Here is an 18,769-nt window from a genome sequence, read left to right as displayed (position 1 = left end):
AAAAGCATAGTTAATTAGTGTTAACTGTCGTGGAATATTATACCTCAAATTCCCCAGAATGGAACAAAGAATTAAAAATACCGGTAAAAAGGACTTAGGTTGCTTCCTTTATTTCAACAGCGGAATCATCAATCCAGCCGATGAGTTTATTATTGATTTGGAATTGGTACCATACAGACTGGCCATTCTGTTTTTTAGACACAACCTTTATATCTTTGCCGACGTAAGATTGGGCAGAGGTAAGCCTTATAGACCGATCATCAGTAGAAGGCTTGGACCATACGTCTTGGACGGCACTATCTTTAATGGAAGCATGTAAATCCACTGATTTGAGGGATGGGTTTACCTTATCGTACTCATCCAAATCGTATTTTTCCACAATAGCGCTGATTTTATGAGCGTAGTCAGGGTCTGTAGCATATCCTGCTGTTTGCAGTGCAGTAGCAGCTTCCTTATAATCTCCAGCCTCAAGCACAGGTTTATACTTCTTTTTATTCCACGATGTGCCGCGGACGAACAATTGGGCATGATCATCCATCGATTCAAAAAACGTGCTGTATTTTCGAAACTTCGCACGAATGGTTTTTCTTTTCCCTTTTTCAACTTCGTCCGTTTCCATCGTAACGTGATGGCCTTTATAATTTCCTTTCACGCCAAAAAGGTTGTTGGCCTTAGCAGCCAGTTCGCTGTTCCCCCAGTCGGATTCGAGAATGGCCTGAGCGATTGTGATGCTGGGGAGGACATGATATTTTTCATACAAAATTTGGGCATACCCGGACAGGCTGTCTATAAATACTTGCTGTTCATCAACTTCTTCAGTTTCTTTAGATGTTTCAATCGGTTTTGATAAAGTTGTCGCTAAAACAAACAGAGCTAGCGGAATCGATACAATGAAAAATAGTGAAATGAAGAGTTTACGTTTTTTCAATTTTTTACGGGCCATGAAAACCTTCCTTCGAATTAAGAGATTACGAATGTAAAAGAATCTACCTTTTAGAATTTTACTTGCACTTCTAATATTTTTCAATTCTTTAGAACGAAGGCAATTTGGCTTTGCTATATGCCTCTTTAGTTTTAGCAAAAAATATTATCCAGTAATTTTCCGTTACACCTTGTGACACTATATTTTTAGTATTGTTATATAACCTACTATTCTCAAGTAAAGAGTGTTAGTATAATTATATAATAAAGCTAATAATAGGATGTGATACTATGGAGAACTTGTCTACTTTTATTTTTTTAGTAGGGGGGCTTATTCTATCATTTACATTTATTTATCTGGGGGCTAAAAACTTTATAGATGTTTTTCATCATAAGAAATAATGAGAATCATATCTTAGTACTAAAAAAGAGGTTGAAATGCATGAACACCAACCTCTTTAATTTTTGTCTAAGCCTATAATCGACCAACTTTTAGAAATCATGAGTGAAAACATTTTTTATATTGAAACTTATTCCTATCTAAAAATAATCCTGCAAAATCTCATAAACCTTTCAGCTTTAATGTAGTTAGAAATTTTTATTTACAAACTTATAAAAGTATACTTAATCAGCACTTTAAATATAGTTATAAAAACTTGAAATTAAATAAAGCTTGTAGAAAATCGTTTCTACAAGCTCAGACGTTGCTTACCAATGCCCAGTTAATTTACATGCTTTTTTAACTTTAGGGTGCTTTTTACCCCATTTATGACAAGCTTTATAAGCACCTAATTTGTATGCATCGGTGACAACTGCTCTACCAATCGCTACCCCTACCATTGTATAAACTACGGCTTTAAATACTTTGGATAAAGGATTGCTAGCAGCAGATGCTACATTATAATATGCTGACTCTTCTTTTTGAGCTTCTTGTTTTTCTTCTGGAACAGTCTTAAGTGTATTTTCAACCTCTGAGTTAGAGGATACATTTAGGTAATCCTGTAAATTATTAATCTCTTCTATTGTTAATCCATAATCTGCTGCCTCTGCTTTATCAACGACAAAGTCAGATCCTCTCTTCTCTACAGAATTCTCTATAGCATTTAAAACTGATATGTATTTTTCTTTTTCAACAATGAACTCACCATTCTCACTAGCAAATACATTGCTTACAGAGGGAAGTACAAAAGCTAAAACTATAGCACAGCTTAATACCCCAGTTATAAATTTGAAAACACGTTTTGACAATTATACTACCACCTTTCAATTTGTTACACACAAATTATAATCCAAAAGTTTCATCTTTTCAATATATTTTTCCTTAAAACCTATTTTTTCTCAATAAATCCAGAATAATAATTAACCTTTACATTTTATCTTTAAAATTACATATTTCATTAAATCATTTAATTAATATTAATTATTGTTAGAGGCCCTTCCTTTAAGTTAAAAGATTACGAATGTAAAAGAATCTACCTTTTAGAATTTTACTTGCACTTCTAATATTTTTCAATTCTTTAGGGATAAAGTTGGGAAAAGATTGCATAATAAAAACCTTTTCGTGAAAGGAAAAGGTTTTTATCACGTTTCTACTTTTGCAAATTTCTGAGTGCATTCCGATATTCTGTATCATTGATTACTTGATGTGATTTGACAGTTGCATTCGGCAATCCCTGTCCTGAAACGGCCGGTTCCGGAGCTGTTTTTGCTTGGTCATGTGGTTTATGTGCAAGCTTGTGCCCCATTCCTGTAGCATTCATACAAAATGACAGGCAGACGAGCAGAACGCTGAGGATAAAAGAAATGAAAAAGAGATCATGATAAGCAGTCATCATAGAATCCTGTACCGAACCGTTTTGTCTGGCAGCATCTTTTTTCGTGAAAAAACCGATGAGAATCGGAACCCCCATATAGACAAACAACCTTAAAAACTGGACAGCTGTCATTCTCTTGACCAAATCAGGCAGCGGGCCTCCCATGGCAGCTCCCATCAGCCCTGCGGCGACTGTCAGGCCTGTTCCCGCTGCCAGCATGATAAACAGTGCTGCGAACATATAGAGAGACGATTGATCCTGCATATGCAGCCATTGAAAATTTACAAAGACGAGAATAAGTCCGCCGATAATACCGAGCATCCCTGGTCCGACTTTATCATAAAACAGAGCGCTCAAAATGGCCGCGATCGCCACTCCGATTAAAAGAGTCAAGTTTAAAAGAATGAGATGCTCCTGAGAAATATCATACATTTGACGGAGCAAGCCTTGAAAAGCAGACAGGCTGATAGCTACCGTTATCGTCCCTGCAGCTATGATCAATAACCCGAGCACCGGTTTTGGCAGAAGCATTAGTTTAATTGAAATGAAGGGATTTTTCACTTTATATTCTACTATTAATAGAACAATGAACAAACATAACGTCACACCGAAACCTGTCCATACATAACCCGATGAAATCCCCCATTTTTGCAGAAAAATGAATGAAACCGCTGAGGCTGCGGCAAGGAGAACAGATAAAAGAATTCCCCCACGATCAAGGGGCTGTTCTTGAGCCGCCGCTCCGTGATGTTCGTCATGGAGAAAGAAATAGCTCACCGCGACACCGATCAGTGACAATGTGCCAAAGGTGAAAAACAGCCATCTCCAATGCCCGCAGCTTGTAGCTATCGTTCCCAGGATCGTGCCGATGATAACAGAACCATAAAATCCCCCAATCAGCACAAGCAGGGCATAGTTCCTGCGTTCAATCGGGAATGACAGTACAAGCATTGGAATCATAATCATCAGCATGACACCTGTTGCCGCTCCCTGTAAAAAGCGTCCTGCCGCCATCCATGCAATATCGTTTGAAAATGCGATGAGCAGTGAGCCTAGTATAAAAACAGGTAATGAACCAAGGTAGACGGGACGAGCACCGAATTTTTTCCTCAGCAGCGGTCCTGTCGGAACTAACAAGGCAAAGGCCATATTTCCGATCAATATTGGATTTACTGATGTGAAGACACTTGTTCCAACCGCTTTCTGAACAAGGCTTTGAACTGACGACAATGCCGTGTTAGACATCAATCCCGGCCCGACCGCTAAAACGGCGAGCAAAGAAATCACCCAATAGTGTTTTGTCTTCATGTTGTCATTCCTTCCTATATGAATACATGCGAAATACACCATTTTTTGAAAACAAAAGAAGCTAATAGATTTTCGCATACCATTAGCTTTCATTCTAATATTCTCCCTTTTAGGGGAAATGATATTATTTTATTATAAATATGTGAACAAATGAGCATATAATCAAATATTATTTCAAACCGACTGTGTTTTGTCAATAGCGCAAATTTCAAGCTCCAACATAAACAGTTTTTGCCCCGATATTGTGTATAAGAGCCTAAAACTCCTCGCTTGTTCCTTCAAGTGAATCAAAGCAGGCAGCTTGAATCCTTTCATCCCCCTATTCCAACTAATAAGCTCGAATAGGTTGGTGATAAGCCAACGTGTTGACCGCACATTTTTTTGTGTTCACTGGGCGTTTGCCGCCTCTAATTTGTATATAGGTAAATACCATGAATTAATCTGTGAAATACCAATGTTAGGAAATTTTTATTTTTTCCGGGAGGCAAAACGAATGGAACTGTATGAGTGTATCCAAGATATTTTTGGCGGCTTGAAAAATCCATCGGTTAAAGATTTAGCAACATCATTAAAACAAATTCCAAACGCAGCACAATTGAGTCAACCGTATATTAAGGAGCCAGACCAATACGCCTACGGCCGAAATGCCATCTATCGTAACAATGAGTTGGAGATTATCGTAATTCACATTCCGCCTAACGAGGAGACAACCGTCCACGATCATGGCCAATCTATTGGTTGTGCAATGGTGCTAGAAGGAAAACTCCTTAATTCTATCTATCGCTCAACCGGCGAACACGCAGAACTCTCCAATTCATACTTTGTCCACGAAGGAGAATGCCTTATTTCAACTAAAGGTTTAATTCACAAAATGTCCAATCCGACGTCCGAACGAATGGTGTCTCTTCATGTCTACTCACCCCCTTTGAAAGACATGACGGTCTTTGAAGAACAAAGGGGTGTCTTGGAAAATTCATGATTGACAGATGAACTGTTCAACTGGAGGATTCAGAGAATGAACCTTTTTCTCAAAACAAAAAAACCCTTATAGAATAAGGGTTTACAGGTATGGAGCCAAGGGGGCTCGAACCCCTGACCTCTACGCTGCCAGCGTAGCGCTCTCCCAGCTGAGCTATGGCCCCGTATGTAACGTCATGTTTATTATAGATGATTTTTTTTTGAAAAACAAGCTGTTTCCTCTTGAATTGACAGAAAAAATAAGGCTCGGGATGAGCCTTATTTTTCGAATTACATCATGATTAAAAGTAAAATCACACCGAGAATAATTCGATAGATTGCAAATGGGACGAGTTTGATTTTATTAATCAGTCTTAAGAAGAAACGGACGACAAACAACGCGACAACAAAGGCACAGATAAAGCCGATGATGAAAAACGGCATCAAATCCGAGCTTAAGCTGTCCCAATGCTTCACAAGGCTCAGAAAACTTGCTCCCATCATGATCGGCATCGCCATAATAAACGTAAAATCGGCTGCCGCTCGGTGGTTTAACCCGAGAATAACACCTCCGGAAATAGTTGAACCTGAACGTGAGAAACCCGGCCAAAGGGCAAGACATTGGAATAAGCCGACTGCTATCGCCTGCTTATAGGAAATGCGGTCGAGGGTGTCTGTCGCTGTTTTCCGCTTATTCACCCAGTCTGCAAAAAGCATCAGGATTGCCCCCGCGATTAAACCGAAGGCCACAGTTTTAACGGAAAATAAATATTCATCAATGTAATCTTCAAACAAAAAGCCGAGAACAGCAGCGGGAACGAGCCCGACAGCAATTTGGGCAATGCTTAATTTATGTCCCTGCTTCTGGTCGCTTGTAATATTTTTTTTCAAGCCGAGTAAATTTAAAATTCGGTCTTTAAACACGATAGCTACTGCTAAAATGGAGCCTAGCTGAATAACTACTTTGAATGAATTAGCAGCTTCTTCTGACATCAGATTACTTGATTTAAGCCAGATGTCGTCTACTATGATCATATGTCCTGTCGAAGAAACCGGCGCGTACTCTGTTAATCCTTCTACGATTCCTAAAATGGCGGCTACAAACAATTCCCATAGAGTCATGATTTTGATTCTCCCCATTAGACATTTATTTTTTTACATAACGGGAGCTTCCCATAAATGGAAAGCCCGTCTTATATAACTATAAACGAAAATCACACTTTATGACCCGGCATATTTTCATTTTTTTCTTCGTCGTATAAATGTGACCGCATTTTAAACCAGTCAAATAAATGTGTGGTAATGACTTTGGCGACTGCATAGCCCGGAATGGCAAGAATGATTCCAACAACACCAAACAGTTTGCCGGCTGTTAACAGCAGAAATATAATCGTGATCGGGTGGATGTGAAGGTTTTTCCCCATAATTTGCGGAGAAATCAGCTTCCCTTCAATCAGCTGAACAATGGTCCAAACGATCACCAGCTTAAGCAGCATGAGCGGCGATGTCACTATGGCGATGATAATTGCAGGCGTAATGGCAATCGTTGGCCCTAAATATGGAACAATGCTTGTACAAGCCGCAATGACTGCGAGCAATGAAGCATAATCCAAGCCGATAATCAAATAACCGATAAACAGCAAAAACCCGATACAGAAGCTGACAATGATCTGGCCTCTGATATAAGAGCTTAACCGATGATTCATTTCACTTAAGACTGTATATGTCTGTTCTTTCAATCGAGTCGGCACAAACTTCAGTATGTAGACCGGTAATTTTCTTCCGTCTTTTAGCAAATAGAAAAGAATAAACGGGACCGTGACGATTGAAATGATAATCTCAGTCAGGGCGCCGATAAAATTCCCAACACCGGTAAAGGTGCTGTTTACGATCGTCGCTGCCTGGTCCGAAACCTTTGTAGCAAGATCAGATATATTAATGTTCATCGTTTGCTGGGCCTGATTGACGAAATTGCTGCCAATCAGCTGTTTCGTCTGGTCTTCTACGACATCGACATATCTCGGGATATTGTCAATCAAACTCATAATTTGTTCTTTTAAAAAGGGGATGATGGACACGATCGTGATCGTGATCAGCCCGATAATCAATAGATATAACAGCAATATAGAATAGATTCTTCTTATTCTTCTTCTCTCCAGGAAATCGACGACTGGATTTAACAGATAAAAAACAATGCCTGTCAAAATAATCGGAAGTGAAATTGTTTTGAGCAGAACAATAATCGGGGTGAAAATAAATGATGTTTTTGTAAATACAAGAATATTTAAACCAATCAGCAGCAGCACAAGCAAAAATAAAACAAACTTATTGTCCAAGAAGAATCGCTTGAATCTGCCGCTCCATGTTTGCAACGTCTCCACTATCGTTCCTCCGTCATACATAGTTTAGTTAAATTGTACACTATCGTCCCTATAATGAAAAATAAAAACCGTTAATTGCTGGAAAAGCTTTCTCTGTTGTCACATTCTATTTATCTCTATCATGTGATTTTGTTCTTTTTAAGCTATAATTTAGCTATATCATGCAAAAGGAGCGATACGAGTGATACGTTTTGCGATAATAGGAACCAACTGGATTACAGACCGCTTTCTTGAGTCAGCGGCGGATATAGAAGATTTTCAGCTGACTGCCGTTTATTCAAGATCGGCTGAACGCGCTGCTGAGTTTGCTGCTAAACACAATGCTGCGCATACCTTCTCAGACCTTCAGGAAATGGCGGAGAGCAATTGTTTTGATGCCGTATACATAGCCAGCCCGAACGCTCTTCACAAGGAACAAGCCGTACTCTTTATGAACCACGGCAAGCATGTGCTTTGTGAGAAGCCGTTTGCTTCAAATACAAGAGAAACAGAAGAGATGATCTCAGCGGCTAAGGCAAACGGCGTTGTCCTCATGGAAGCGATGAAGACCACTTTCCTGCCGAATTTCAAAGAGCTGAAAAAACATCTGCATAAAATCGGCACTGTCCGCAGATTTACCGCAAGCTACTGTCAATACTCCTCACGGTATGACGCGTTCAGAAACGGAACTGTTTTGAATGCGTTTCAGCCTGAGCTTTCTAATGGGTCATTAATGGATATTGGCGTCTATTGTATTTATCCGGCTGTTGTGCTGTTTGGCGAGCCGAAGGATGTAAAAGCAAATGGATATGCTTTATCTTCCGGAGTAGATGGAGAGGGAACTGTCATTCTGTCTTACGATGGGTTCGAAGCTGTTCTGATGCATTCTAAAATCTCTACTTCATATGCCCCGGCGGAAATCCAGGGTGAAGACGGAACGATTGTAATTGATACGATTCACCGGCCTGAACGTGTTGAAATTCGCTACCGCGACGGCCGCCTTGAAAACATTGCGATCCCTGACCCTAAACCGGCGATGTTCTACGAAGCAGAAGAATTTGTCACGCTCATAAAAGAGAATAAGCAGGAATCTGAAGAAAATACATTTGAACGATCTTTGATCACCGCAAAAATTATGGAAGAAGCAAGAAAGCAAATGGGGATTGTGTACCCTGCTGATCATGCTTAAAAAAATCCGCCCGCGTACAAATGACGCGGCGGATTTTTTATTAGGCAATCGGAGAAGACGCCTTCCTTTTTAAAAGCACCTCTTGTTCATACTCTTTGATATCATGCAGCCATGTCTCTTTTACCGGCACGCCCATTTGTTCACAGTAGGAATCCCAGATGGCTCCGAAAGGATATGTTTTGAATTCCTCCATAAGGGCCAGCCTTTCTGTATAGCGGCCCTCTTCCTGCAATTGTTTTAAATAGCCGTTCGGAAGAAGCAAGGCATACAATAAAGCTTTGATCATATTTCTCGTTCCGATGGTCCAGGCCGCTACACGGTTAATGCTGGCATCGAAAAAATCCAGACCGATGGCGACCTTCTCAAGAGCCTGATTACGCACAATTTCAAGAGCGATTTCTCTCAATTCATCATCCAAAACCACTACATGGTCGCTGTCCCAGCGAACTGGCCGAGATACGTGCAAAGCAAGCTTGTCTGTAAAAAGCAGCATGGACGAGATCTTGTTTGATACCGTCTCAGTCGGATGAAAATGGCCTGTATCAAGTAAACAAAGCTTATGATTCGTCAGAGCATAGGCGAAATAAAATTCATGAGATCCGACAACATATGATTCAGAACCAAGCCCGAACAGCTTGCTTTCAACTGAATCGAGATTGTGTTGTTCACTGATCTCTTCTGCGAAAATCTGATCCAGTGATTCTTTTAATCTTTTACGCGGTGTCAGCCTGTCACTCGGGACATCCTTATAGCCGTCGGGAATCCAAATATTCGTCAAGCAAGGGGTGCCTAATTCTTTCCCGAAGTATTCTCCGATACGGCGGCACGCGATGCAATGCCTGATCCAAAATTCTCTGATATCCGGATCGGGGTGTGAAAGGGTGAGTCCATCAGCCGCTTTCTCATGCGAAAACAAGGTCGGATTGAAATCTAAACCTAGCCCTAAATCTTTTGCCCATTTTACCCAGTTTTCAAAATGCTGCGGCTTCAACTCGTCACGTGCTGTCTCTTCCCAGTTAGTTTCTGCGTAAATCGCATGAAGGTTCACACGGTGTTTTCCAGGAATGAGAGAAAGAGCCTTCTCCAAATCTCTTCTTAATTCTTCAGGCGTTTGCGCTTTTCCGGGATAATTGCCGGTCACATCAATTCCGCCTGAAAGCTCGCTCTTATTTACTTCAAAGCCTTCAATGTCGTCACCCTGCCAGCAGTGGATTGAAATGGGCACTTGCTTTAATTGCCGAAGCGCCTCTTCAACATCAATTCCCCATTTTTCATATGCCTGTTTTGCACTGTCATAATTGGCTTTTATGGTCATGCAGCTCTCTCCCTTATTTCAGTTTTTTAATCCAAATAAAAAACTTCCTTTAGATCTATCGAAACAGGACTGAAATCCGAATTTGTTTTCATTAAGGGCGCCATCGTTTTCCACCATCTCCGGCAAACTTCCGTGTCCGCCATCTTTCTCCATTTCCCTTCATCCTCTATTTCTAAATATGCAAAAAGCCGGCCTGTTTCCTCATCTAGAAAAATGGAATAATGGTGGGCTCCATGAGCTTTGAGTGCTTCTGCCATCTCAGGCCAAATGTCATCATGCCGCTGCTTGTATTCTTCGTACTTGTCTTGATGGACAAACATGATACTGGCTTTTCTTTTCAAGCTTTGTCACCTCTTCATTATTTAGATAGCGCTTTCAAAACAGTTTGCTGAAATGACTGAATGATCGTGCTTCTGTCAATGTCTTTGGGTGTAAACACTTTGATCGGAAAGGAATTTCTGACGACTTGCCGGGCTTCTTTTATGTCTTTGACTTCTTTGGCAGCAATCATTTGCATCAGCAGATTTCCTATGGCGGTTGCCTCTACTGGTCCTGCGTATACCGCTTTTCCGCTCATGTCTGCCGTTAATTGATTTAAGAAATCGTTCCGGGCTCCGCCGCCGATGATATGAAACTGATCGATCGTTTTTTCTGTGATCGTTTCGAGTTCTTTGATGGCTATCGCATAGATGATGGCTAAATTGCTGTAGATGCAGCAGGCAAGTTCGCCTGCAGTGCGGGGAATCTTTTGGCGGGTTTCTCTGCAATAATGCTGTATTTCCATTATCATGTTTTCTGGATTGAGGAAGCGTTTATCATTTAAGTTTATAAATTGCTGGAATGGTTCTGTTTTTTCGGCTTCTTCTGCAAGCTGCTGAAAAGAGTAATCTGCTTGTAATTGCTGTCTTACTTCTTGTATCACCCACATGCCGATAATGTTTTTGAGAAAGCGAATGGTGTTGTTTGCGCCGCGTTCATTTGTATAGTTGTTTTTCAAAGCCAGATCAGTTATTATCGGTGTTTTGTTTTCAACCCCGATTAACGACCATGTTCCGCTGCTGATATACGCCCAGCCATCACTTACACCAGGCGCCGCGATGACGGCCGAGGCCGTATCATGTGTTGCGACTGTCATCACCTTGCACGCCGGGAGATCATAATCCGGGAACCAGTCATTTCTTAGCTTCCCGAGCTCATACCCCGGTTCAGTCAACGGGGCAAATTGCTGTTCGTAAACAGACACGGCATCAAGCAATTCAGGATCAAACTTTCCCGTTGAGACGTTTAAAAGCTGTGTTGTGGACGCATTCGTGATTTCTGTTACGACTTTTCCGGTTAAACAATAGCCTAAATAATCAGGAACCATCACAATTTTATCTGTCTTTTTCAGCAGCTCACGGTTTTCTTCATACAATTGATAGATCGTGTTAAAAGGCTGAAATTGTATTCCTGTTTTTTGATAAATTTTAGCCTTCGAGAGGGTATGTTCCAGTTTGTCTATTGTATGATCTGTTCTTCTATCACGATAGGATATTGCTTCGCGTAATCGATTTCCTTTTTCATCCAGCAAGACATAATCAACTGCCCATGTATCGATGCCAATGGTGCAGTGTTCATATCCAAGCTTTTTTACTTTTTGCAGTCCTTGCAGGATTTGTTTTAGCAGATGATCAATATCCCAAAAGCAATGCTCTTCTCTTTGACTAAAACCGTTAGCAAATCTGTGAATCTCTTGTATGTCAAGCTTCCCTTCCTTTAGTTCACCTACCATGATTCTCCCGCTTGATGCGCCTATATCAATGGCAGTATAAATCATTCTTTCACCCTCTCTTCGGAAGAGGAACAGCTGTCACCTTCACCTTTTTGTCCTCAAGAGCTTTTACCGATGCCGGATCAAGTCCAGAATCTGTAATTACGCGGCTGATATCTTGCAGCGAGGCGATATGTGAAAACTCGCGGTTCCCCCATTTGCTTGAATCGGCCAGCAAAATGGTCTGGTCCGACCTTTCGATCATCCGTTTTTTGAGCAGCGCCTGCCACTCATTTGAGTCACTCATCCCGTTGTTTACATCAATTCCTTTACATGACAGAAAGGTTTTATTGACATGATAGGTCTCAAGTGAACGTTCTGCTAACGGGCCAGCAAATGATAATGATTTTTCCAGCAAAATGCCGCCTGTTGAAATGACTGATATGTTTTTTTTATTGCTGAGTTCAATGGCTGCTTTCATTGAATTTGTAATCACGGTGATTTCAATGTCAGGGAGTATTTTCGCCATGTACCAGGCGGTTGTGCTTGCATCGAGAATAATTCGGTCTCCGCTTTTTACATATTTGGCCGCTTCGTGAGCAATGGCTTTTTTTTCGATGACATTTGTGATTTCCCGTTCAGAAAAATGAATTTCTGATTCCTTCTGCTGAATACTGACCGCTCCTCCATGACTCCGGCTCAGTTTATGTTCTTTTTCAAGCTTCTCAAGATCACGCCGAATGGTTTCCTCTGTGACTGAAAATATGTCACTTAATTCGGCAACGCGGATGCTTGAACGCGCATTCACTATTTCCACTATTTTTTGCTGCCGTTCTGCTACTAGCATCAGTAACGCCCTTCCTCATATCGTAGTCCATCTTATATTTTTTATCATAGCATATTTCTAACGCGTAAAAGCAGCAGGGACGCCGCCGTCTACCGTAATCATGCAGCCCGTTGTTTTTTCGGCTTTAGAAGAAGCGAAAAATGCAATGGCTTCGGCAATATCCTCCGGGTAAATATTGACGAGCAATGCAGTTCGTTTCCGGTAATGTTCTTCCAGCTGATCCGGTTCAATCCCGTACGCCGCGGCTCGTTCCTCACGCCAGCTTGAACCCCAGATTGCCGATCCTTGAAGAACCGCGTCCGGCAAAACGGAGTTGACCCTAATGCCGAATTCTCCGCCTTCTGCAGCAATGCATCTTGCTAAATGGGTTTCAAGCGCCTTAACCGAGCTGTAGGCAGAGGCGTTTTTCCCCGCATAAACCGAATTTTTCGATCCGACAAATACCATGCTTCCGCCTCTATTTTGCTGTTTCATCTGTTTAAACGCTTCACGGGCTACAAGGAAATAGCCTGTTCCTAAAACATTCATATTAAGATTCCATTCTTTTAGACTTGTTTCGTCAAATGGGCTTGATGTGGCCAGCCCGGCATTATTGATGACGATATCAATGCCGCCGTAAGCAAGTGCCGCTTGTTCAAAAGCTGACTGTACGTCTTTTTCCTTTGTCACATCCATTTTGACAGCCATTGCACGCCCTTCTCCGTACGCATCGTTTATTTCCCCGGCAATTTTCTGTGCACCTTCTATATTCAGATCAGCTGCGATTACGTGCCCTCCCTCAGCTGCAAATCGGCGGCATGCTGCACTGCCGATTCCGCCAGCCCCTCCAGTTATCAGCGCTACTTTTCGGGAAAATTCTGCTTCCGGCGGGGCAAGCGTAAGTTTATATAGTTCAAGCGGCCAATATTCGACATGGTAGGATTCATTTTCATTTAAAGAAACAAATTGCCCCAGAGCTGTTGCTCCTTTCATAACAGCGATGGCCCTCCGATATAAGGCCCCGCTTACTTTAGACATGGTATAGCTTTTTCCTGTATTCACCATTCCGATTCCAGGAATCAATATCACCCGCGGAGCGGATTCAAAGATTTGATCCCCATCCTGCTGATTGCGTGTAAAGTAAGCCTGATACTCTGACGTAAAGCGCTCGACTCCTGACTTGATCAGATCCGCAAGCTTGTGAACATCTTGAGTTTCCGGATTCCAGTCAATGTACAGCGGAACCCTTTTTGTGTGAACAAGGTGATCCGGGCATGCCGCACCGATTTGCGAAAGTGCTGGCGCTTGAACACTGTTTACAAATTCCAAGACGTCGTCATGATTATCATAGGAAAGGATCTGTTTCTTTTCTTCACTTACAGTTCCTCTGATCACAGGCATGATCTCAGCCAATATTTGTTTTCTGCGATCTTCCGGCAGCGGCTGATATCTTTTGCCTCGAAATACCTCATGCTGATTGATACGGTCGTTAATATACTGCTCGGCTTCTTGAATGATGGATATCGTTTTTTGATAACATGTTTCAGACGTCTCTCCCCAACTGACTAAGCCATGTTTCTCCATTAACACAAGCTCGGCGTGAGGGTTGTTCGCTACGCCTTCAGCGATTATTTTAGACAAAGCAAATCCAGGGCGGACGTATGGCACCCATACAAACCGGTTTCCGTAAATGTCTTCAGCGATCTGTTTTCCATTATCTGCGCAGCATATGCTGATAATCGCATCTGGATGGGTATGGTCAACATGCTTGTATGGCAGAAAAGCGTGTAATAGTGTTTCAATTGAAGGGCGGGGATGTTTGCTGTCAATCATACAATGAGACAGGTAATCTACCATCTCTTCATCTGACATTTTGTCCCTTTCAATCAGCGGGCGGATATCATCTAATTTCAAACCGGTAAAGTTATGCGCTTTCATTGTTGCCAAATCTGAACCGCTTCCTTTTACCCACATGACTTCTATTTCACGGCCTCTAAAATCCTTTTCCGTTGTTTTCATAGATGTATTCCCCCCGCCCCAGTTGCAAACAGTGCGGTCTGACCCGATCAAATTGGACCTGTACACCAGTTCCTCTACACCTTTAGGCAGCTTTGCAGCTCGGTCTGAATCCCATATATGCTTCACCATATTTGATATTCCTCCATACCCTTTTATTTGTATCCGTTTTCATTATATATGATCTTCGTTTGTTTTTGAATTATTTTTGTTTATTTTTGTTTTCAATAAAAAAAGAAAGCAGCAGAATATGCCGCTTTCTCGTTCATTATGATTCAATTTTAAATTTTTTCGTAATGTCCTGAAGTTCTTCCGCCATGTTTGCCAACGTTTCCGCTGAAGAACTGATTTCTTCCATGGACGCAAGCTGTTCTTCCGCCGAAGCTGCGATATCCTGAATGCCTGCTGAGCTTTCTTTCGCCACTGCAGAAATGTCTTCAACAGCACTTGACACTTCCTGTGATCCGGCTGATAGTTGTTCAACCGTCGCGTTCAAGTTTTGCAATTCGCCGGAAATTTGGGTTGTCATCTCATAGATTTGTTTAAAGCTTTCCGCTGTTTTGTCAGTAATCTGCAAGCCTTCTTTTACTTCATGATTCACAGATTGGAACATCGAAAGGGAAGTGCTGATTTCTCTGACAATCTCTTGGATTAATCCTTCAATTTCCTTGGCGGAGTCTGCTGATTGCACGGCAAGTTTTCTGACCTCTTCCGCAACTACTGAGAAGCCTCTTCCGTATTCTCCCGCTCTTGCCGCCTCAATCGCAGCATTTAATGCCAGCAGGTTGGTTTGGTCAGCGATGCCATTAATCACATTCAAGATGCTGTTGATGTCTTGCGATTTTGTTTCAAGGCCCTTCACAACCGCTTCCGCTTGTTGAACGGATTGGTCGATTGTTTTCATTTGGCCGACTGTGTGTTCCACCAGTTTCTCGCCGCTGCCCGCTGCCTCAGAGGACTGAATCGATGATTTCGTAATGGTTGAAGAGGCTTGTGCCACCTTTGAAATCCCGTGATTCATTTGAGAAAGGTGATTTGAGCTCGTTTCCAGTTTCTCACTTTGCGCCTCGTTGCCATCTGAGAACTGTTCGATGGCGAGTGTAATATGCTCTGTTGCCTTACTCGTTTGAGCTGCGCTTGCCGTCAGCTCCTCAGAAGATGAGGCGACGTTTTCGACAGACGCTTGAATAACGCCGATTACAGAACGCAATGATGCAGACATTTCATTAAAGCTCTCGCCAAGCTGGCCAAACTCGTTTTTCGAGTGAATATCAATGACTTCTGTGAGATCACCGCTGCTGATTTTTGCAGACGTTATGACAAGTTTTCTTAATGGCTTGGTAATGGCACGAATAATATACAGTATGAGTATGCCGCCGATTACAATAGACACGCATAGAATGATAATCGCAGTGTTCAGCACCGGGCTTGAAGCATCTTGCAATTCACTGACAAAATAAGTGCCCGCGATTTTCCAGCCAGTCAATTTATTTGTCGTAAAGGCCATTTTCTTTTCTTTGCCTTCGAATGTATATTCAAAGGAGCCGTCATTTTTGGAATATACTTGGTTTGTCCAATCGCCGGAGCCGGTTGTCCCAGGCTTAATCGTCGGATGGGCGATATATTTTTTGTTGCCTGTCGTAATAAATGCATAGCCTTCTTTTCCGATTTTGATTCTCTGTGATGCAGTAAGCACCTCATCCAGGTTTAAATCAAGCGCTATAACCCCTGACCCGTCTTTTAATTGTTTTGAAATTGTGACAACGGTATTCCCTGTTGCTTCATCAGTATACGGTTCTGAGAAAACAGCCTGTCCTTTTTCCGCAACGGCCTGTTTGTACCAGTCACGTCCTGTCGGATCGAAGCCTTTCGGAACACCGCTGTCCGGATATTTGTAAAGCTTCTTATCTTCTGAAGCAGCATAGATCGCGCCTACATCGTCGTTAAGTGTCGTGTACTGCTTAAATTTCTCTTTCAGTAAGGTTTTGTTTTTGCCTAGCAATAGGTCTTTATCGATTGTCTCACTATAATAATCTACTGCTTTCACTTTATTATTCAATTTGTTTTGCAGGGTGCTATTGAGTTCTTCAACGTTTCCCACTGCACTATTGGTTAGTTCCCTGTCCAGTGCGTTCCAAGCTGATTGATAACTGAAATATGCTAAAACCCCAACCGGCAAAATAAGCACTGCCAGAAACGCAGCGATTAGCGGTTTGCTGATCGATGGCTGTTTGATCCATTGTATGAATTTTCCCATTCCTGTTGACTCCTCCTTTAAGCTAAATCTAATATCGTCAACTAGGATAAAAGGTTTAATAAAAAAACTAAAAAAAACACCCAAGCGCAACATGCTTGGGTGTTAAGGCTTATTATTCGATTTTGAATCGGTTAGTCATATCGCGAAGCTCTTCCGCCATAGACGAAAGGGTTTCTGCAGACGAGCTGATTTCTTCCATGGAAGCAAGCTGCTCTTCAGCTGACGCAGCGATATCTTGAATATGTGCTGAGCTTTCTTTGGAAATCGATGCAATATGCTCAGACGCTCCCGATACTTCCTCGGAGCTGGCAGAAAGCTGCTGAACCGTCGCACTCATATTTTGCAGTTCGCCGGCGATTTGGTTCGTCATTTCAGAAATGCGCTTAAAGCTCATTTCTGTTTTATCTGTGATATCAAGTCCTGTCTGCACCTCTTGATTGACAGACTGGAACATGCCGAGAGATGTATTAATTTCCTTCACAATTTCGATGATTAATCCTTCAATCTCTTTTGCTGAATCTGCTGACTGTACTGCCAGTTTTCTTACTTCTTCCGCTACAACAGAGAAGCCTCGGCCGTACTCGCCTGCACGGGCTGCTTCAATTGCCGCATTTAAAGCAAGCAGGTTTGTCTGGTCTGCGATGCCGTTAATCACACGCAAAATGTTTGTAATGTCTTTCGATTTCGTTTCCAATCCGCGTACAACTTGCTCCGCTTCTTTAACGGACTTGTCAATGACGTTCATTTGGCCGACGGTTTGGTGAACAAGCTTGCCGCCTTCACTTGCAATTTCTGTCGATTGAACAGATGAATCTGTGATGACTTCAGAAGCTTGAGCCATATTCGTCAACCCGTCATTCATTTGATAAATATGCTCTGCTGCCGTTTCAATATTTTCGTTTTGTTTTTCATTGCCGTTAGAAAATTGTTCAATCGCCAATGTAATATGCTCTGTTGCCTTGCTCGTTTGCGCAGCAGATGCGGTCAACTCCTCAGAGGAAGCGGCAACATTGTCTACCGAATCCTGGATGGCGTGTATGAGAGAACGGAGAGACGACGCCATATTGTTAAAGCTTTTGCCGAGCTCGCCCAATTCATCTTTTGAACGAATATCAATGGTTTCCGTCAAATCTCCCTCGCTGATCCGCTTAGAGGAACCGACAAGCTGTTTCAGCGGTGTTGTAATCGACCGAATGATCAAAGTCATGACGATAATTCCTATGATAATAGCTGCGGCCAAGACAATTAAAGCAAGGTGAAGGACAGGCTGGGCTGCCTCGTGGATTTCGTCTAAATACATGGTGCCGCCGATCTTCCATCCCGTTAACTTGTTTGTGTCAAAGGCCATTTTTTTCTTATCGCCGTCCATGGTGTATTGAAAATCGCCTTTATCAGCATTCAGCATCTTATCGAGCCAGTCGCCTTTTAATTCAGTTCCTGATTTTTCATTAGGATGAGCGACAACTTTTTTGTCCTTCGTCATGATAAATGCGTAGCCTTGTGTGCCGATGTTGACTTTTTTGGTTGTTTTCAACAGATTTTCAATGGTCATGTTGATTGCGATAACGCCTGAACCATCTTTTGTCTGCTGGGCGATTGTCACAACCATCGTATTTGTAGACGCGGTTTTATAAGGATCTGTCACAACGACTTTTCCTTTATTCGCAACCGCTTTTTTGTACCAGTCGCGTTCAACCGGATTGTAGCCGCTCGGCATCGGGAGATCCGGGTAGCGGGTAAATCGCCCGTTTTCATCACTTGTATAAATGGACTCTACATCTTTATTAATGCTGATATATTGTGAGAATTTCTCTTCAATGCTTGCATTGCTTTTTGCTTTATATCTCTCTTTTGTCAGCCATTCGCTGAAGTAAGCAGCGCTGTTTTCTTTTTCGCCGATGCTGGTGTTAATGATTTCGTTTAATTGCTGTACATTTTCTAATGCGCTCCCCATCATCTGTCTGTCGAGCGAGCTGCTAGCCGATTGATACGCAAAGATCGCCAATATGACAACCGGTATGATGAGGATCGACAGAAAGGAAACGAGAAGCTTCCG

The 18,769-nt window shown here is 42.1% G+C and carries 14 protein-coding genes, 1 tRNA gene and 1 pseudogene; 2 read left to right on the top strand and 14 right to left on the bottom strand.

The window, feature by feature from the left end:
• Positions 1 to 94: 94 nt before the first annotated feature.
• From lytG to NZD81_RS16610, 3 genes are all read right to left on the bottom strand, one after another.
• Positions 95 to 943 carry an exo-glucosaminidase LytG gene (lytG, locus tag NZD81_RS16620; RefSeq protein ID WP_103030908.1) on the bottom strand — a complete coding sequence of 283 codons (849 nt, stop codon included), beginning with the start codon at positions 941 to 943 and terminating at the stop codon, positions 95 to 97.
• 686 nt (positions 944 to 1,629) lie between these two features.
• Positions 1,630 to 2,169 (bottom strand): hypothetical protein, encoded by a 540-nt coding sequence (locus NZD81_RS16615; protein WP_282373235.1) that lies wholly within the window; start codon positions 2,167 to 2,169, stop codon positions 1,630 to 1,632.
• 341 nt (positions 2,170 to 2,510) lie between these two features.
• Positions 2,511 to 4,043 (bottom strand): MFS transporter, encoded by a 1,533-nt coding sequence (locus tag NZD81_RS16610; RefSeq protein WP_282373237.1) that lies wholly within the window; start codon positions 4,041 to 4,043, stop codon positions 2,511 to 2,513.
• A 493-nt stretch (positions 4,044 to 4,536) separates the two neighbouring features.
• Here NZD81_RS16610 and cdoA point away from each other — a divergent pair, with 493 nt between their 5' ends.
• Positions 4,537 to 5,022 (top strand): cysteine dioxygenase, encoded by a 486-nt coding sequence (gene cdoA, locus NZD81_RS16605; protein WP_041521410.1) that lies wholly within the window; start codon positions 4,537 to 4,539, stop codon positions 5,020 to 5,022.
• 90 nt (positions 5,023 to 5,112) lie between these two features.
• Here cdoA and NZD81_RS16600 read toward each other — a convergent pair.
• The 3 genes from NZD81_RS16600 to NZD81_RS16590 form a co-directional block, all read right to left on the bottom strand.
• Positions 5,113 to 5,185: transfer RNA gene (locus tag NZD81_RS16600), tRNA-Ala, on the bottom strand.
• 106 nt (positions 5,186 to 5,291) lie between these two features.
• A complete protein-coding gene (locus tag NZD81_RS16595) occupies positions 5,292 to 6,122 on the bottom strand; it encodes an undecaprenyl-diphosphate phosphatase (protein WP_069150196.1) in 831 nt (276 codons plus the stop codon).
• A 92-nt stretch (positions 6,123 to 6,214) separates the two neighbouring features.
• On the bottom strand, positions 6,215 to 7,381 hold the full coding sequence (locus tag NZD81_RS16590) for an AI-2E family transporter (RefSeq protein ID WP_014665141.1): 1,167 nt from the start codon (positions 7,379 to 7,381) through the stop codon (positions 6,215 to 6,217).
• Between the two features lie 181 nt (positions 7,382 to 7,562).
• Between NZD81_RS16590 and iolU the strand changes: the two genes are divergently transcribed.
• A complete protein-coding gene (gene iolU / locus NZD81_RS16585) occupies positions 7,563 to 8,549 on the top strand; it encodes a scyllo-inositol 2-dehydrogenase (protein ID WP_040082004.1) in 987 nt (328 codons plus the stop codon).
• A gap of 40 nt (positions 8,550 to 8,589) precedes the next feature.
• Here the strand turns inward: iolU and rhaA are convergent, their stop codons facing one another.
• The 8 genes and pseudogenes from rhaA to mcpA all read right to left on the bottom strand — a co-directional run.
• Positions 8,590 to 9,864, bottom strand: a complete 1,275-nt coding sequence (rhaA, locus tag NZD81_RS16580) for an L-rhamnose isomerase (RefSeq protein WP_282373244.1) — start codon at positions 9,862 to 9,864, stop codon at positions 8,590 to 8,592.
• 26 nt (positions 9,865 to 9,890) lie between these two features.
• Positions 9,891 to 10,205, bottom strand: coding sequence for an L-rhamnose mutarotase (rhaM, locus tag NZD81_RS16575; protein ID WP_041521411.1), 315 nt, complete (start codon positions 10,203 to 10,205; stop codon positions 9,891 to 9,893).
• A 17-nt stretch (positions 10,206 to 10,222) separates the two neighbouring features.
• Positions 10,223 to 11,680, bottom strand: coding sequence for a rhamnulokinase (rhaB, locus tag NZD81_RS16570; RefSeq protein WP_282373246.1), 1,458 nt, complete (start codon positions 11,678 to 11,680; stop codon positions 10,223 to 10,225).
• 4 nt (positions 11,681 to 11,684) lie between these two features.
• Positions 11,685 to 12,461: a rhamnose catabolism operon transcriptional regulator RhaR gene (gene rhaR, locus NZD81_RS16565; RefSeq protein WP_282373247.1), complete on the bottom strand. Its 777-nt coding sequence runs from the start codon at positions 12,459 to 12,461 to the stop codon at positions 11,685 to 11,687.
• Between the two features lie 57 nt (positions 12,462 to 12,518).
• Positions 12,519 to 14,588 carry a bifunctional aldolase/short-chain dehydrogenase gene (locus NZD81_RS16560; protein WP_282373248.1) on the bottom strand — a complete coding sequence of 690 codons (2,070 nt, stop codon included), beginning with the start codon at positions 14,586 to 14,588 and terminating at the stop codon, positions 12,519 to 12,521.
• Between the two features lie 136 nt (positions 14,589 to 14,724).
• Entirely contained in the window at positions 14,725 to 16,713 is a 1,989-nt protein-coding gene (locus NZD81_RS16555) for a methyl-accepting chemotaxis protein (protein ID WP_282373250.1), read from the bottom strand.
• A gap of 112 nt (positions 16,714 to 16,825) precedes the next feature.
• Positions 16,826 to 17,776 carry a methyl-accepting chemotaxis protein gene (locus NZD81_RS21305; protein ID WP_370881213.1) on the bottom strand — a complete coding sequence of 317 codons (951 nt, stop codon included), beginning with the start codon at positions 17,774 to 17,776 and terminating at the stop codon, positions 16,826 to 16,828.
• Positions 17,771 to 18,667, bottom strand: a pseudogene (gene mcpA, locus NZD81_RS21300) (methyl-accepting chemotaxis protein); the annotation flags it as partial. The pseudogene mcpA and the gene NZD81_RS21305, both read right to left, overlap by 6 nt.
• Positions 18,668 to 18,769 lie beyond the last annotated feature (102 nt).

This window comes from Bacillus sp. B.PNR1 (assembly GCF_030386235.1).
Lineage (GTDB): Bacteria > Bacillota > Bacilli > Bacillales > Bacillaceae > Bacillus > Bacillus stercoris.
The sequence above is the reverse complement of the archived record's forward strand: the minus strand, read 5'-3'. Positions and strand labels throughout refer to the sequence as shown.

Excerpts from the sequence above, each read along its gene's own strand:
- lytG (WP_103030908.1), bottom strand. The coding sequence starts at position 943 with ATGGCCCGTAAAAAATTGAAAAAACGTAAACTCTTCATTTCACTATTT.
- NZD81_RS16610 (WP_282373237.1), bottom strand. The coding sequence starts at position 4,043 with ATGAAGACAAAACACTATTGGGTGATTTCTTTGCTCGCCGTTTTAGCG.
- cdoA (WP_041521410.1), top strand. The coding sequence starts at position 4,537 with ATGGAACTGTATGAGTGTATCCAAGATATTTTTGGCGGCTTGAAAAAT.
- NZD81_RS16595 (WP_069150196.1), bottom strand. The coding sequence starts at position 6,122 with ATGACTCTATGGGAATTGTTTGTAGCCGCCATTTTAGGAATCGTAGAA.
- rhaA (WP_282373244.1), bottom strand. The coding sequence starts at position 9,864 with ATGACCATAAAAGCCAATTATGACAGTGCAAAACAGGCATATGAAAAA.
- rhaB (WP_282373246.1), bottom strand. The coding sequence starts at position 11,680 with ATGATTTATACTGCCATTGATATAGGCGCATCAAGCGGGAGAATCATG.
- rhaR (WP_282373247.1), bottom strand. The coding sequence starts at position 12,461 with ATGCTAGTAGCAGAACGGCAGCAAAAAATAGTGGAAATAGTGAATGCG.
- NZD81_RS16560 (WP_282373248.1), bottom strand. The coding sequence starts at position 14,588 with ATGGTGAAGCATATATGGGATTCAGACCGAGCTGCAAAGCTGCCTAAA.
- NZD81_RS16555 (WP_282373250.1), bottom strand. The coding sequence starts at position 16,713 with ATGGGAAAATTCATACAATGGATCAAACAGCCATCGATCAGCAAACCG.
- NZD81_RS21305 (WP_370881213.1), bottom strand. The coding sequence starts at position 17,776 with ATGGCGTCGTCTCTCCGTTCTCTCATACACGCCATCCAGGATTCGGTA.